Annotated in this window: 15 protein-coding genes; all 15 read left to right on the forward strand. The window is 65.3% G+C overall.

All coding sequences use genetic code 11. The features are described from left to right. Positions 1-9 precede the first annotated feature (9 nt). The 15 genes from mnmA to nuoJ all read left to right on the forward strand — a co-directional run bounded on the left by mnmA (position 10) and on the right by nuoJ (position 15,692). Positions 10-1,092 carry a tRNA 2-thiouridine(34) synthase MnmA gene (mnmA, locus tag QE444_RS16795; protein ID WP_405046476.1) on the forward strand — a complete coding sequence of 361 codons (1,083 nt, stop codon included), beginning with the start codon at positions 10-12 and terminating at the stop codon, positions 1,090-1,092. Then, positions 1,089-1,709, forward strand: a complete 621-nt coding sequence (gene hflD / locus QE444_RS16800; protein WP_273806045.1) for a high frequency lysogenization protein HflD — start codon at positions 1,089-1,091, stop codon at positions 1,707-1,709. Before mnmA ends, hflD begins: the two co-directional genes overlap by 4 nt. Positions 1,710-1,796: 87 nt before the next feature. Beyond that, entirely contained in the window at positions 1,797-3,167 is a 1,371-nt protein-coding gene (gene purB, locus QE444_RS16805; protein WP_309740141.1) for an adenylosuccinate lyase, read from the forward strand. Positions 3,168-3,225: 58 nt separating this feature from the next. Continuing rightward, positions 3,226-4,404, forward strand: coding sequence for a cupin domain-containing protein (locus QE444_RS16810; RefSeq protein WP_309740145.1), 1,179 nt, complete (start codon positions 3,226-3,228; stop codon positions 4,402-4,404). Positions 4,405-4,416: 12 nt separating this feature from the next. Further along, entirely contained in the window at positions 4,417-4,947 is a 531-nt protein-coding gene (locus tag QE444_RS16815; RefSeq protein ID WP_309740146.1) for a histone acetyltransferase HPA2, read from the forward strand. Beyond that, positions 4,944-5,705 carry a secretin N-terminal domain-containing protein gene (locus tag QE444_RS16820; RefSeq protein WP_309740148.1) on the forward strand — a complete coding sequence of 254 codons (762 nt, stop codon included), beginning with the start codon at positions 4,944-4,946 and terminating at the stop codon, positions 5,703-5,705. Before QE444_RS16815 ends, QE444_RS16820 begins: the two co-directional genes overlap by 4 nt. Positions 5,706-5,964: 259 nt before the next feature. Further along, complete coding sequence (locus QE444_RS16825; protein ID WP_007158885.1) at positions 5,965-6,378, forward strand: NADH-quinone oxidoreductase subunit A; 414 nt, start codon at positions 5,965-5,967, stop codon at positions 6,376-6,378. Positions 6,379-6,388: 10 nt separating this feature from the next. Beyond that, positions 6,389-7,063, forward strand: a complete 675-nt coding sequence (locus QE444_RS16830) for an NADH-quinone oxidoreductase subunit B family protein (RefSeq protein ID WP_059315327.1) — start codon at positions 6,389-6,391, stop codon at positions 7,061-7,063. Between the two features lie 51 nt (positions 7,064-7,114). Continuing rightward, a complete protein-coding gene (gene nuoC / locus QE444_RS16835; protein WP_309740159.1) occupies positions 7,115-8,899 on the forward strand; it encodes an NADH-quinone oxidoreductase subunit C/D in 1,785 nt (594 codons plus the stop codon). A 2-nt stretch (positions 8,900-8,901) separates the two neighbouring features. Further along, a complete protein-coding gene (nuoE, locus tag QE444_RS16840) occupies positions 8,902-9,402 on the forward strand; it encodes an NADH-quinone oxidoreductase subunit NuoE (RefSeq protein ID WP_187979635.1) in 501 nt (166 codons plus the stop codon). Beyond that, on the forward strand, positions 9,399-10,748 hold the full coding sequence (gene nuoF / locus QE444_RS16845; RefSeq protein WP_273862249.1) for an NADH-quinone oxidoreductase subunit NuoF: 1,350 nt from the start codon (positions 9,399-9,401) through the stop codon (positions 10,746-10,748). The genes nuoE and nuoF overlap by 4 nt, the downstream gene beginning before the upstream one ends. A gap of 138 nt (positions 10,749-10,886) precedes the next feature. Next, positions 10,887-13,604: an NADH-quinone oxidoreductase subunit NuoG gene (gene nuoG / locus QE444_RS16850; protein ID WP_309740162.1), complete on the forward strand. Its 2,718-nt coding sequence runs from the start codon at positions 10,887-10,889 to the stop codon at positions 13,602-13,604. Beyond that, entirely contained in the window at positions 13,601-14,611 is a 1,011-nt protein-coding gene (nuoH, locus tag QE444_RS16855; RefSeq protein ID WP_133861053.1) for an NADH-quinone oxidoreductase subunit NuoH, read from the forward strand. Before nuoG ends, nuoH begins: the two co-directional genes overlap by 4 nt. A 10-nt stretch (positions 14,612-14,621) precedes the next feature. Next, positions 14,622-15,170, forward strand: a complete 549-nt coding sequence (gene nuoI / locus QE444_RS16860) for an NADH-quinone oxidoreductase subunit NuoI (RefSeq protein WP_017642306.1) — start codon at positions 14,622-14,624, stop codon at positions 15,168-15,170. Positions 15,171-15,179: 9 nt separating this feature from the next. Next, on the forward strand, positions 15,180-15,692 hold the full coding sequence (gene nuoJ / locus QE444_RS16865) for an NADH-quinone oxidoreductase subunit J (protein ID WP_133861054.1): 513 nt from the start codon (positions 15,180-15,182) through the stop codon (positions 15,690-15,692). Positions 15,693-15,715: the final 23 nt, after the last annotated feature.

Consider the following 15,715-nt stretch of genomic DNA (forward strand, 5'->3'; position numbering starts at 1 on the left):
ATCGTCGGCATGTCCGGCGGAGTGGATTCCTCGGTCTCGGCCCTCTTGCTCAAGGAGCAGGGCTATCAGGTCGAGGGCCTGTTCATGAAGAACTGGGACGAGGATGACGGCACCGAGTACTGCACCGCCAAGGAAGACCTGGCCGACGCCCAGGCGGTCTGCGACCGCATCGGCATCAAGTTGCACACGGCCAACTTCGCCGCCGAGTACTGGGACCACGTCTTCGAGCACTTCCTCGCCGAATACAAGGCTGGCCGGACGCCGAATCCGGACATCCTCTGCAACCGCGAGATCAAGTTCAAGGCCTTCCTCGACTACGCCCTGGCTCTGGGCGCCGAGCTGATCGCCACCGGCCATTACGTGCGTCGTCGCGATGTCGACGGCCAGACCCTGCTGCTCAAGGGCCTGGATGCCAACAAGGACCAGAGCTATTTCCTCCACGCCGTGGGCGGCGAGCAGCTGGCGCGCACCCTCTTCCCGGTGGGCGAACTGGAAAAGCCCGAGGTCCGCGCCATCGCCGAGCTGCATGGCCTGGCCACCGCGCGCAAGAAGGACTCCACCGGCATCTGCTTCATCGGCGAGCGCCGCTTCAGCGACTTCCTCAAGCAGTACCTGCCGGCTCAGCCGGGCGACATCGAGACCACCTCCGGCGAGGTCATCGGCCGCCACCACGGCCTGATGTACCACACCATCGGCCAGCGCCAGGGCCTGGGCATCGGCGGCATGAAGGACGCCGGCGACGATCCCTGGTACGTACTGAGCAAGGACCTGACGCGCAACGTGCTGATCGTTGGCCAGGGCAATGCCCACCCCTGGCTGTTCGCCGAGTCCCTGACCGTCGGCGAGATGTTCTGGGTCAATGACCTGGAGCTCGCCCAGCCGCGCCGCCTCACCGCCAAGGTTCGCTATCGCCAGCAGGACCAGCCCTGCCGGATCGAGCGCCAGGGCGCCGGCTACCGGGTGGTCTTCGACGAACCCCAGCGCGCCGTGACCCCCGGCCAGTCGGTGGTCTTCTACGACGGCGATGTCTGCCTGGGCGGCGGCGTGATCGAACACTACCAACCCGCTTGCGCCGAGGCGCCCGCCGCATGAATCGTACCCAGGAACAACTCATCGCCCTGGGCGGCGTCTTCCAGGCCGCCCTGCTGGTGGACCAGCTGGCGCGCACCGGCCAGGTCGCGGAAGAACCCCTGGCCTGCCTGCTTGGCAGCCTGCTGGTACGGGATCCGGGCAGCACGCTGGACGTCTATGGCGGCAGCGTCGCACCCCTGCGCGAGGGCCTGGGTGCCCTCTCCAGCACCCTGGAGCGCAATCCCAACAGCCTGCAGCGCGAGCCCCTGCGCTATGCCCTGGCGATGACCGCCCTGGAACGCAAGCTGGAGAAGCGCGGCGACCTGCTCGACCTCATCGGCCGGCGCCTCACCCAGATCCAGTCCCAGGTCGAACACTTCGGCGTGGCGCACGAGAACGTCATCGCCGCCTGCGGTGGCCTCTACGAGGACACCCTGAGCACCTTCAAGCAGCGCATCCAGGTGCACGGCGAAATGCGCTACCTGCAGCAGTCCGCCACCGCCTCGCGGGTACGCGCCCTGCTGCTGGCCGGCATCCGTTCCGCCCGCCTGTGGCGCCAGCTCGGCGGCCATCGCTGGCAGTTGGTGCTCAATCGCCGCAAGCTGCTCGACAACCTCTATCCCCTGCGCAACGGCTGATCCCGGACTGGCCGGCGGCGGTACTAAAGCGCCGGCCTTTGCGTGTAGAATTCCGCCCCTTTCTCCCCCGCTACCAAGAGAATGCCCATGCAGCTCTCCTCGCTCACCGCCGTATCGCCCATCGACGGCCGTTACGCCGGCAAGACCGCCGCCCTGCGCCCCATCTTCAGCGAATTCGGCCTGATCCGTTTCCGCGCCCAGGTCGAGGTCCGCTGGTTGCAGCGCCTGGCCGCCCACGCCGGCATTCCCGAGGTCGCTCCCTTCTCCGCCGAGGCCAATGCCCTGCTGGACAAGCTGGCCACCGAGTTCAGCGTCGAGCAGGCGCAGCGGGTCAAGGACATCGAGCGCACCACCAACCACGACGTCAAGGCCATCGAGTACCTGCTCAAGGAAGAGGTCGCCGACCTGCCGGAACTGGCTGCGGTGAGTGAATTCATCCACTTCGCCTGCACCTCCGAGGACATCAACAACCTGTCCCATGCGCTGATGCTGCGCGAAGGTCGTGACCAGGTGCTGCTGCCGCTGATGCGCCAGATCGCCGGCGAGATCCGTGCGCTGGCCCACCGCTTCGCCGACGTGCCCATGCTTTCGCGCACCCATGGCCAGCCCGCCTCCCCCACCACCCTGGGCAAGGAACTGGCCAACGTGGTCTATCGCCTGGAGCGCCAGATCGAGCAGATCGCCGCCGTCCGCCCGCTGGGCAAGATCAACGGCGCCGTGGGCAACTACAACGCCCACCTGTCCGCCTACCCGGACGTCGACTGGGAGGCCAATGCGCGCACCTTTATCGAAGGCGATCTCGGCCTGACCCTGAATCCCTACACCACCCAGATCGAGCCGCACGACTACATCGCCGAGCTGTTCGACGCCATCGCCCGTTTCAACACCATCCTGATCGACTTCGACAGGGACATCTGGGGCTACATCTCCCTCGGCTACTTCAAGCAGAAGACCGTGGCCGGCGAGATCGGCTCCTCGACCATGCCGCACAAGGTCAATCCCATCGACTTCGAGAACTCCGAAGGCAACCTGGGTATCGCCAACGCCATCCTCCAGCACCTGGCCAGCAAGCTGCCGATCTCCCGCTGGCAGCGCGACCTGACCGACTCCACCGTGCTGCGCAACCTCGGCACCGGCCTGGCCCACGGCGTGATCGCCTACGAAGCCACCCTCAAGGGCATCAGCAAGCTGGAACTCAACGCCGCCCGCATCGCCGAAGACCTGGACGCCTGCTGGGAAGTCCTGGCCGAGCCGGTGCAAACCGTGATGCGCCGCTATGGCGTGGCCAACCCCTACGAGAAGCTCAAGGAGCTGACCCGTGGCAAGGGCATCAGCGCCAGCGCCCTGCAGGATTTCATCGACGGCCTGGAGATCCCCGAGGCCGCCAAGGCCGAACTGCGCCAGCTGACCCCGGCCGGCTATATCGGCAACGCTGCCGAACAGGCCCGTCGGGTCTGAAGATCATCCTTTTTCTACGCCCGGCCTCGCCGGGCGTTTTTCATTGCGCGAGGTGTGCATGAACCCGGATCAACCCCTGCAACTGCTCGGCGGCCTGACCGCCCGAGAATTCCTCCGCGACTACTGGCAGCAGAAACCCCTGCTGATCCGCCAGGCCCTCCCGGACTTCCAGAATCCCCTGGAGCCCGACGAACTGGCCGGCCTGTCGCTGGAAGAGGAAATCGAATCCCGCCTGATCATCGGCCAGGACCAGACCTGGGAGCTGCGCCGCGGCCCGCTCCCGGAAGACACCTTCGCCGACCTGCCCGAGCGGGACTGGACCCTGCTGGTGCAATCGGTCGACCAATTCGTGCCCGAGGTGGCGGAGGTGCTGGAATCCTTCCGCTTCCTGCCCAACTGGCGCGTCGACGACATCATGGTCAGCTATGCCGCCCCCGGTGGCGGTGTCGGCCCCCACTACGATCACTATGACGTCTTCCTGCTGCAGGGCCATGGCCGCCGCCGCTGGCGCATCGGCCAGCAATGCACCGCCGACAGCCCGCTGATCGACGGCCTGGAGTTGAAGATCCTCGCCGATTTCCAGCAGACCGACGAATGGGTCCTGGAACCGGGTGACATGCTCTACCTGCCGCCGGGCCTGGCCCATGACGGCATCGCCGAAGACGAGTGCATGACCTACTCCATTGGCTTCCGCGCGCCCAGTGCCGGCGAAGTGCTTACCCACTTCACCGACTTCCTCGCCCAGTTCATCCCCGAGGACGAGCGCTACAGCGACGCCGGTTGCACGCCGGCCAGCGAGCATCCGGCGGAGATCCCGCCCGAGGCCATCAAGCGCCTGCGCGGCCTGATGGAACGCCACCTGAGCGATGATCGCCTGCTGCTGGCCTGGTTCGGCCAGCACATGACCGAGCCGCGGTACCCGGAGCGGGTCGCCGGGGAAAACCTCAGCGCCAAGCAGCTGCGCAAGGAACTCGACGAAGGCGCACTGCTGATGCGCAACCCCAGTGGCCGCATCGCCTGGAGCCGCCTGGAAGACGAGATGATGGTCTTTGCCAGCGGTCAGAGCCGCCTGCTGCCCATGCGACTGCAACCGCTGCTCGACCTGCTATGCTCGGCGGAGGTCCTGCACGAGGCCAATCTCGCGCCCTGGCTGCAGGACGACGATGCCATGCGCCTGATCCGCGAACTGCTCCAGCAGGGCAGTCTGATCTTCGCCGGAGAAGACGACGACGAGTGAGAGGGAGCCGCCGTGGACGAGTCCTTTGCCGATCTGACCCTGGGCATCCTGCCCGAACCCCAGCTCGGCCAGGACCTCGCCCTGCGCCTCGAAGGCCTGGACGCCCTGCGTGAGCACAGCGTCCGTCTCATCGCTCAAGCCAGTCGCCAGCTGTGCCTCCAGACGCCCGATCTGGAAGCGCCCCTCTACGACAACCTCGACGTCGAGGCGGCCATCAAGCACTTGCTGCTGGGCCATCCGCGGCATCAGGTACGCATCCTGATCAACGACAGCGCCAGTGCCGTGCGCCAGGGGCATCGACTCATCGCCCTGGCGCAGCGCCTGACCAGCAATCTGCTGATCCGGCGGCCACCGGCCGATCGGCAACCGGAAGGCAGCTGCCTGATCGTAGACGGCCAAGCCCTGCTGCGCCGCACGGGCAGCGCCCCCACCGGCTTCGTCCGCTATGGCGACCGTGCCGCCGTCAAGGTCCAGCAACAGGTCTTCGATCGTCTCTGGGCCATCAGCCAGCCGGATCAGGAATTGCGGAGGATGGTGCTGTGAAGGGCTTGCTGGCGCTCTTGCTGCTGTTGACGGCCACCGCCTGGGCCACGCCTCGTACCGAGGTCATTCCCCTGCAGTACCGCACCGCCGACGATCTCCTGCCCACCCTGCAAGCCGTCCTCGGCGGCGAAGGCAAGGTCAATGTCTATGGCAACCAGCTGATCGTTAACGCCGAGCCGGCCAAGCTCGCCGAGATCAAAAATCTGCTGGCCCAGCTGGATACCCAGCCGCGGCGCCTGCTCATCACCCTGGCTACCCGCGCCGGCAGTTCGGGTGCCAGTCAGGGATACTCGGTAAACGGCAACGGACGCTCGCCCCAGGTGCGCATCATCGAGGACAGCACCGACCAGCGAGAGGATGGCGCCCAGCGCGTCCAGGTCACCGAGGGCTATCCTGCCTTCATTCGCTTCGGCGAAGACGTCCCGGTCACCACCTACCAGACCTCCCCCTATGGGCAGAGCTACGCTCAGACCGATTACCGCCGTCTCGAACGGGGGTTTCAGGTCACCGCCCGTCTGAGCGGCAACCTGGTGCATCTGGACATCAGCAGCGTCGATGATCGCGCCGCGGCCATGCGCCCGGGCGCGGTGCAGACCCAGAGCGCTGCCACCCGCATCAGCGGTCCCCTCGGGCAATGGCTGGATCTAGGGGGCTTCCGGCAGCAGGTCGAGGGCGACCAAAACGGCCTTACGCGCTACTACTCGACCGAGGGTCATGATGACCGCCAGTTGAGCATTCGCGCCGACCTCATCGACTAACCAACCGGCGAACGGGAGAACTCTCGCGGCGCCTGGCAATCTAGGCTTCAGCAGAACATGAAAGTTTATTTGAGAATAATTCCTATATTCATTCTCAAATGAATCTGAAGTTCTGTTTAGTTTGATTCAAAGCAGTCCAATAGAATCTTTTTGGACCAATAAATTTACAGAATGAATCGATAGAGCATAAAATCTGTCTGTCTTGCGACACCGTGTCGCACTGATAGCGCCTGATACCCAATAATTAAGGATTCAAAGCATGTCTGAGTCGATCAGCCTACTGACCCACAACTGGAGCTTCGCGGTATTTCTCCTGGGCGTGGTTGGTCTGATCGCCTTCATGCTCGGAGTCTCGAGCCTGCTCGGCAGCAAAGCCGTGGGCCGTAGCAAGAACGATCCCTTCGAGTCCGGCATCGTCCCCACCGGGGGTGCCCGTCTCCGTCTCTCTGCCAAGTTCTACCTGGTCGCGATGCTCTTCGTGATCTTCGACGTCGAAGCCCTCTTTCTCTTCGCCTGGTCGGTGTCCATCCGTGAATCGGGATGGGCCGGCTTCGTGGAAGCCTCCATTTTCATAGCAATTCTGTTGGCGGGTCTTGTCTACCTGTGGCGAATCGGAGCGCTCGATTGGGCGCCTGCGAGCCGTCGCGAGCGGCAGGCGAAGTCGAAACAATGAGGCTTTGGCAATGCAATACAATCTCACCCGGATCGATCCCGATGCGGCAGTAGACCGCTATCCGGCCGGCCAACGGGAAACCGTTGCCGACCCTATGGAAAGTCAGGTCAACCGCAGCATCTTCATGGGCAAACTTGAGGATGTCCTGCGGGGCGCGGTCAACTGGGGGCGCAAGAATTCCCTCTGGCCCTACAACTTCGGCCTGTCCTGCTGCTATGTGGAAATGACCACCGCCTTCACGGCGCCCCACGACATCGCCCGCTTCGGCGCCGAAGTCATCCGGGCATCGCCGCGTCAGGCCGACTTCATGGTCATCGCCGGCACGCCTTTCATGAAGATGGCCCCGGTCATCCAGCGCCTGTACGAGCAGATGCTGGAACCCAAGTGGGTGATCTCCATGGGCGCCTGCGCAAACTCCGGCGGTATGTACGACATCTACTCGGTCGTTCAGGGCGTGGACAAGTTCCTGCCCGTCGACGTCTATGTGCCCGGCTGCCCGCCTCGCCCCGAAGCCTTCCTGCAGGGCCTGATGCTCCTGCAGGACTCCATCGGTGAAGAGCGCCGCCCCCTTTCCTGGGTGGTGGGCGACCAGGGTATCTATCGCGCCGAGATGCCTTCGCAGCGCGAGCAGAACCGCGAGCGCCGCATCCAGGTCACCAACCTGCGCAGCCCAGACGAAGTGTAAGTCCTCTTCGGGACCTGCACGCTGACGACGATCGATTAGCGACGGAACATCATGACCGCAGACACCGCTCTGTCCGCCTCTGCGCCCGCCCCTGCCGGCGATGCGTCGGTGGTTGGCGAACTCCAGGGCCAATTCGGCGCCGACGCCCTGACCCTGCAAGACACCCGTACCGGCATGCCGGTGATCTGGGTGGCGCGCGAAAGAATCATCGAAGTACTGCGCTTCCTGCGCAACCTGCCCCGCCCCTACGTCATGCTCTATGACCTGCATGGCGTGGACGAGCGCCTGCGGACTCACCGCCGCGGCCTGCCCAACGCGGACTTCACCGTCTTCTACCACCTGCTGTCCATCGACCGAAACAGCGATGTGATGCTCAAGGTGGCCCTGTCCGCCAATGACCTGCGCCTGCCCACCGCCACCGGCATCTACCCCAATGCCAACTGGTACGAGCGGGAAGTGCTGGACATGTACGGCATCCATTTCGACGGCCACCCGCTGCCCAAGCGCATGCTGATGGCCGACAACTGGCAGGGGCATCCGCTGCGCAAGGACTATCCGGCGCGGGCTACCGAATTCGATCCCTATGCGCTGAACGCCGCCAAGCAGGATCTCGAGCAGGAGACCCTGAGATTCAAGCCCGAAGAATGGGGCATGAAGGAACATGCGGAGAATTCCGACTACATGTTCCTCAACCTGGGTCCGAACCACCCTTCCGCCCACGGTGCCTTCCGCATCATCCTGCAGCTGGACGGCGAAGAGATCGTCGACTGCGTGCCGGAGATCGGCTACCACCACCGGGGCGCCGAGAAGATGGCCGAGCGCCAGTCCTGGCACAGCTACATCCCCTACACCGACCGGATCGATTATCTGGGTGGGGTGATGAACAACCTGCCCTACGTCCTTTCGGTGGAAAAGCTCGCCGGCATCAAGGTGCCGTCGCGGGTCGACTTCATCCGCGTGATGATGGCCGAGTTCTTCCGCATCAACAGCCACCTGCTGTACCTAGGCACCTATATTCAGGACGTCGGTGCCATGACCCCGGTGTTCTTTACCTTCACCGACCGTCAGCGTGCCTACAAGGTGATCGAGGCCATCACCGGCTTCCGCATGCACCCGGCCTGGTTCCGTATCGGCGGCGTCGCCCACGACCTGCCGCGTGGCTGGGACAAGCTGGTCCGCGAATTCCTCGACTGGATGCCCAAGCGCCTGGACGAGTACGAAAAGGCTGCGATGAAGAACAGCATCCTCATCGGCCGGACCAAGAACGTCGCCGTCTACAACACCAAGGAAGCCCTGGAGTGGGGTGTCACCGGCCCCAACCTGCGCGCCACCGGTCTCGATTTCGACCTGCGCAAGGCCCGTCCCTACTCCGGCTACGAGAACTTCGAATTCGAAGTGCCCATCGCCCACAACGGCGACTGCTACGACCGCGGCATGCTGCGCGTCGAGGAGATGCGCCAGAGTCTGCGCATCATCGAGCAGTGCCTGCAGCACATGCCCGAAGGCCCGTACAAGGCGGATCACCCGCTGACCACGCCGCCGCCCAAGGAGCGCACCCTGCAGCACATCGAGACCCTGATCACCCACTTCCTGCAAGTGTCCTGGGGTCCGGTGATGCCGGCCGGCGAAGCCTTCCAGATGATCGAGGCGACCAAGGGCGCCAACAGCTATTACCTGACGAGCGATGGCAGCACCATGAGCTACCGCACCCGCATCCGGACGCCGAGCTTCCCGCACCTGCAGCAGATCCCGGCCGTCATTCGCGGCAGCATGGTGTCCGACCTGATTGCCTACCTGGGCAGTATCGACTTCGTCATGGCCGACGTGGACCGCTGAGTATGAGCACCGAAACCCTGATCCAAACCGACCGTTTCGTCCTGAGCGAAACCGAGCGCTCGGCCATCGAGCACGAGATGCATCACTACGAGGACCCGCGCGCGGCGTCCATCGAAGCCCTGAAGATCGTCCAGAAGGAACGTGGCTGGGTGCCGGATGGCGCCATCTATGCCATCGGCGAGGTGCTGGGCATTCCCGCCAGCGACGTCGAGGGCGTGGCGACCTTCTACAGCCAGATCTTCCGCGTGCCGGTCGGTCGCCACATCATCCGCGTGTGCGACAGCATGACCTGCTACATCGGCGGCCACGAATCCGTGGTCGGCGAGATCCAGCGCCAGCTGGGCATCGGCCTGGGCCAGACCACCACCGACAGCCGCTTCACCCTGCTGCCGGTCTGCTGCCTGGGCAATTGCGACAAGGCCCCGGCGCTGATGATCGACGACGACACCCATGGCGATGTCCAACCTGCGGGCGTGGCCAAACTGCTGGAGGGATACGCATGAGACTGACCTCCTTCGGGCCTGCCAACAGCATCGCCCGTACTCCCGAGACCCATCCCCTGACCTGGCGCCTGCGTGAAGACGGCGCCCCGGTCTGGCTGGAGGAATACCAGGCGAAGGACGGCTACGCCGCGGCGCGCAAGGCGCTGACCGAGCTGGCGCCGGACGCCATCGTCCAGGAAGTCAAGGACTCCGGCCTCAAGGGCCGCGGCGGTGCGGGCTTCCCCACCGGCGTGAAGTGGGGCCTGATGCCCAAGGACGAATCCCTCGATATCCGCTACCTGCTGTGCAACGCGGACGAGATGGAGCCCAACACCTGGAAGGACCGCCTGCTCATGGAGCAGCTGCCCCACCTGCTGGTGGAAGGCATGCTGATCAGCGCCCGGGCGCTCAAGGCCTACCGTGGCTACATCTTCCTGCGTGGCGAATACGTCGACGCCGCCGCCAACCTGCGGCGGGCGGTGGAAGAAGCCAAGGCCGCCGGTCTGCTCGGCAAGAACATCCTGGGCAGCGGCTTCGACTTCGAGCTGTTCGTCCACACCGGCGCCGGTCGCTACATCTGTGGCGAAGAGACCGCGCTGATCAACTCCCTGGAAGGCCGCCGCGCCAACCCGCGCTCCAAGCCGCCCTTCCCCGCCGCCGTCGGCGTCTGGGGCAAGCCCACCTGCGTCAACAACGTCGAGACCCTGTGCAACGTGCCGGGCATCGTCGCGGGTGGCGTGGACTGGTACAAGAGCCTGGCCTGCGAAGGCAGCGAAGACATGGGCACCAAGCTCATGGGCTTCTCCGGCAAGGTGAAGAACCCCGGCGTCTGGGAACTGCCCTTCGGCATCACCGCCCAGGAGCTGTTCGAAGACTATGCCGGCGGCATGCGCGACGGCTTCACGCTGAAATGCTGGCAGCCCGGTGGCGCCGGTACCGGCTTCCTGCTGCCCGAGCACCTCTCGGCGCAGATGTACGCCGGCGGCATCGGCAAGGTCGGCACCCGCATGGGCACCGGCCTAGCCCTGGCCGTGGACGACAGCGTCAACATGGTCTCGCTGCTGCGCAACATGGAAGAGTTCTTCGCGCGCGAATCCTGCGGCTGGTGCACCCCCTGCCGCGACGGCCTGCCCTGGAGCGTCAAACTCCTGCGCAGCCTGGAGAAGGGCGAAGGCCAGCAGGGCGATCTCGATACCCTGCTGCAACTGGTCAACTTCCTCGGCCCGGGCAAGACCTTCTGTGCCCACGCCCCTGGCGCCGTCGAGCCCCTGGGTAGTGCCATCAAGTATTTCCGCGAGGAGTTCGAGGCCGGTGTGCGCAAGGCGCCCAGCGAGCCTCGTCCGACTGCTTCCGCGACCGTGATCTGAGGACCGGTCCTTCGGGACCGCTCCCATCGCTTTCTGGCCGGGCTCGACCCGGCCGGCGCTGCCACTGGCGACCGCCAGGGCAGCGCGAACGTTTTCCCATTAGCCAGACCCGCCCTGCGCGGGTGAGAAGAAAACCCTATGGCCACTATCCATGTAGACGGCAAGACGTACGAGGTCGACGGGGCGGACAACCTCCTCGAAGCCTGCCTGTCCCTGGGGCTCGACATCCCCTATTTCTGCTGGCACCCGGCGCTGGGCAGTGTCGGCGCCTGCCGCCAGTGCGCGGTAAAGCAGTTCGCCGACGAGAATGACACCCGCGGGCGCCTGGTCATGTCCTGCATGACCCCGTCCAGCGACAAGACCTACATCTCCATCGAAGACGCCGAAGCCAAGGAATTCCGCAGCTCGGTCATCGAATGGCTGATGACCAACCATCCCCACGACTGTCCGGTCTGCGAAGAAGGTGGCCACTGCCACCTGCAGGACATGACGGTGATGACCGGTCACAACAAGCGCCGTTATCGCTTCACCAAGCGTACCCACCAGAACCAGGACCTCGGCCCGTTCGTCGCTCACGAGATGAACCGCTGCATCGCCTGCTATCGCTGCGTGCGCTACTACAAGGACTACGCCGGCGGAACCGACCTGGGCGTCTACGGTGCCCACGACAACGTCTATTTCGGCCGCGTCGAGGACGGTACCCTGGAGAGCGAATTTTCCGGCAACCTGACCGAGGTCTGCCCCACCGGGGTGTTCACCGACAAGACCCACTCCGAGCGCTACAACCGCAAGTGGGACATGCAGTTTGCCCCGAGCATCTGCCATGGCTGCTCCTCGGGCTGCAACATCAGCCCCGGCGAGCGCTATGGCGAATTGCGCCGCATCGAGAACCGCTTCAACGGCTCGGTCAACCAGTACTTCCTCTGCGACCGTGGCCGCTTCGGCTATGGCTATGTCAATCGCAAGGATCGTCCGCGCCAGGCCCTGCTGAAGGACGGCAGCCTGGAGACCGGCATCGACGCCGCCCTGGATCGTGCCGCCCTGCTGCTGCGCGGCAAGAAGGTGATCGGCATCGGTTCGCCGCGTGCCAGCCTGGAAAGCAACCACGCCCTGCGCGAGCTGGTCGGCGCCGACAACTTCTCCAGCGGCATGAGCGCCCGTGACCTGGCCAACGTGCGCCTGGTGCTGCAGGTGCTCAAGGACAGCCCCCTGCCCGTCCCCACCCTGCGCGCCATGGAGAAGCACGATGCCGTCTTCGTCCTCGGCGAGGATCTGACCCAGACCGCGGCCCGCCTGGCGCTGTCCCTGCGGCAGTCGGTCAAGGGCAAGCCCGAGGCCATGGCCGCGGCGCAGAAGATCCAGCCCTGGCTGAACGCCGCCGTGCAGAACATCGGCCAGAGCGAGCGCAATCCGCTGTTCATCGCCAGCGTCGCCGCCACCCGCCTGGACGACGTCGCCGACGCCCGCCTGCATGGTTCGCCGCTGCAACTGGCCCGCTTCGGCCATGCCGTGGCCCATGCCATCGACGCCAGCGCCCCGGCCGTCGACGGCCTGAGCGACGAAGTCGCCGAGCAGGCGCGCCTGCTGGGCGAAACCCTGCTGGCGGCCGAACGCCCGCTGGTGGTGTCCGGTACCTCCCTGGGTGAACCGGCGCTGATCGAGGCCGCCGCCAACCTGGCCAAGGCCCTGGCCGCCAAGGGCAAGGCCGGCTCCCTGAGCCTGGTGGTGCCCGAAGCCAACAGCCTGGGCCTGGCGCTCTACGGCGGCGAGTCCGTCGAAGACGCCTTCGCCGCCCTGGAAAACGGCCAGGCCGACGCCCTGGTGGTGCTGGAGAACGACCTCTATCGCCGCGCCCCTGCCGAGCAGGTGGATCAGGCCCTGGCCCGCGCCCAGGTGCTGGTGGTGCTGGATCACCAGCGTACCGCCACCGCCCAGCGCGCCGACCTGGTGCTGCCGGCGGCTAGCTTCGCCGAAGGCGACGGTACCCTGGTCAGCCAGGAAGGTCGCGCCCAGCGCTTCTTCCAAGTCTATGAGCCGAGCTACTACGACCCCTCCAGCCTGATCCGCGAGGGCTGGCGCTGGCTGCACGCCCTGCGCAACACCCTGGACAACCGTCCGGTGGACTGGACCCAGCTGGACCACGTCACCGACGCCGTGGCCACCGCTGCGCCGCAGCTGGACGGTATCCGCGATGCTGCGCCCAACGCCAGCTTCCGGGTGAAGGGTCTCAAGCTCGCCCGCGAACCGCATCGCTACAGCGGCCGCACCTCCATGCGCGCCAACCTCAGCGTGCACGAGCCGCGTGCGCCCCAGGATGCCGACACCGCCTTCGCCTTCTCCATGGAAGGCTATGCCGGCAGCGTCGAACCGCGTCAGCAGATTCCCTTCGCCTGGTCCCCGGGCTGGAACTCGCCCCAGGCCTGGAACAAGTTCCAGGACGAGGTGGGTGGTCACCTGCGCGCCGGCGATCCGGGCGTGCGTCTGATCGAGTCCCAGGGCGATCGCCTGACCTGGTTCGCCGTGCCGACCGCTGCCGTACGCAGTGCCGAGTCCGGCTTCCAGGCCGTGCCGCTGTACCACCTGTTCGGTAGCGAAGAGACCTCTTCCCGTGCCGAACCGGTACGCGAGCGCATCCCGGCCGCCTATGTGGCGCTGGCCAAGGCTGATGCCGACCGCCTGGGCGTCAACGAAGGCGCCCTGCTGCGCCTGCAGGTCGCTGGTCAGGAATTGCGCCTGCCGCTGCAGATCAAGCCCGAGCTGTCGGCGGGTCTGGTCGGCCTGCCCGCCGGCTTCGAAGGGATTCCGGTGGACTTCGCCGGCCTCAGCGTGGAAGGACTGCAGGAGGCCGCGGCATGACCTGGCTCACCCCCACCCTCATCGCCGTGGTGATCGGCATCCTCAAGGCCATCGTCATCCTCCTGGCGGTGGTCATCTGCGGGGCGCTGCTGAGCTTCGTCGAACGGCGTCTGCTGGGACTCTGGCAGGACCGTCACGGCCCCAACCGGGTCGGTCCCTTCGGCGCCTTCCAGCTTGGCGCCGACATGCTGAAGATGTTCTTCAAGGAGGACTGGACGCCGCCGTTCGCCGACAAGATGATCTTCGCCCTGGCGCCGGTGATCGCCATGGGCTCGCTGCTGGTGGCCTTCTCGGTCATTCCGATCACCCCCACCTGGGGCGTGGCTGACCTGAACGTCGGCCTGCTGTTCTTCTTCGCCATGGCCGGCGTCAACGTCTATGCGGTGCTCTTCGCCGGCTGGGCGAGCAACAACAAGTTCTCGCTGCTGGGCGCCATGCGCGCCTCGGCCCAGACCCTCTCCTACGAGGTGTTCATGGGTCTGTCGGTGATGGGCATCGTCGCGGTGACCGGTTCCTTCAACATGAGGGATATCGTCGAGGCGCAGCATCAGGGCTGGTGGTTCATCATTCCCCAGTTCTTCGGCTTCTGCACCTTCTTCATCGCCGGCATCGCCGTTACCCACCGTCACCCCTTCGATCAGCCGGAGGCCGAGCAGGAGCTCGCTGACGGTTACCACATCGAATACGCGGGCATGAAGTGGGGCATGTTCTTCGTCGGCGAGTACATCGGCATCGTGCTGATCTCGGCGCTGCTGGTGACCCTGTTCTTCGGCGGCTGGCACGGTCCCTTCCTGGACACCTTGCCCTGGCTGTCGTTTTTCTGGTTCGCCCTGAAGACCGCCTTCTTCATCATGATCTTCATCCTGCTGCGCGCGTCCATTCCGCGTCCGCGCTACGACCAGGTAATGGCCTTCAGCTGGAAGTTCTGCCTGCCCCTGACCCTGATCAACCTGCTGGTGACCGGCGCGGTGGTGCTCTATAGCGCCTCGCCGGCCATCGGCCAGTGAGGTATTCGTCATGATCAAGGAAATCTTGCACGTCCTGCATGGCACCTACACCCAGTTGCGCAGCATCGTGATGGTCTTCGGCCACGCCTTCCGCAAGCGCGACACCCTGCAATACCCCGAGGAACCCGTGTACCTGCCGCCGCGCTACCGGGGCCGCATCGTGCTCACCCGTGACCCCGACGGCCAGGAGCGCTGCGTGGCGTGCAACCTGTGCGCCGTGGCCTGCCCGGTCGGCTGCATCTCCCTGCAGAAGACCGAAGCCGAAGACGGTCGCTGGTACCCGGAGTTCTTCCGCATCAACTTCTCGCGTTGCATCTTCTGCGGCATGTGCGAGGAGGCCTGCCCCACCACCGCCATCCAGCTGACCCCGGATTTCGAAATGTCCGAATTCAAGCGCCAGGAGCTGGTGTACGAGAAGCAGGACCTGCTGATCTCGGGTCCGGGCAAGTATCCGGAATACAACTTCTACCGCGTGGCCGGCATGGCCATCGCGGGCAAGCCCAAGGGTGCCGCGCAGAGCGAGGCAGAGCCGATCAACGTGAAGAGCCTGCTGCCCTAAGGAGCTGTCGTGGAATTCGCCTTCTATTTCTCCGCCGGGGTGGCCGTCCTGGCCACCTTCCGGGTGATCACCAACACCAATCCGGTGCATGCGCTGCTGTACCTGATCATCTCGCTGCTGGCCGTGTCCATGGTGTTCTTTGCCCTGGGCGCGCCCTTCGCCGGCGCCCTGGAGATCATCGTCTACGCCGGCGCCATCATGGTGCTGTTCGTCTTCGTGGTGATGATGCTCAACCTCGGGCCGGTCGTCGCCGAGCAGGAACGCAAGTGGCTGACCCCCAAGATCTGGATAGCTCCGTCGATCCTCGCCGGTGCGCTGCTGGTGGAACTGCTGGTGGTGCTCGCGCGCACCCCGGGCGGCGCTGCCATCGGTCATACCTCGGTGGAAGCCAAGGCCGTGGGCATCAGCCTGTTCGGACCCTATCTGCTGGCGGTCGAACTGGCCTCCATGCTGCTCTTGGGTGCCCTGGTCGCGGCCTATCACCTGGGTCGCAGCGACGTCAAAGACGGGATCGGCGAGTGAGTCGCCAAGGACTGGAGAACAGC

Origin of the sequence: Pseudomonas sp. SORGH_AS_0199, from assembly GCF_031453735.1 — a bacterium.
Taxonomy (GTDB): domain Bacteria; phylum Pseudomonadota; class Gammaproteobacteria; order Pseudomonadales; family Pseudomonadaceae; genus Chryseomonas; species Chryseomonas aestiva.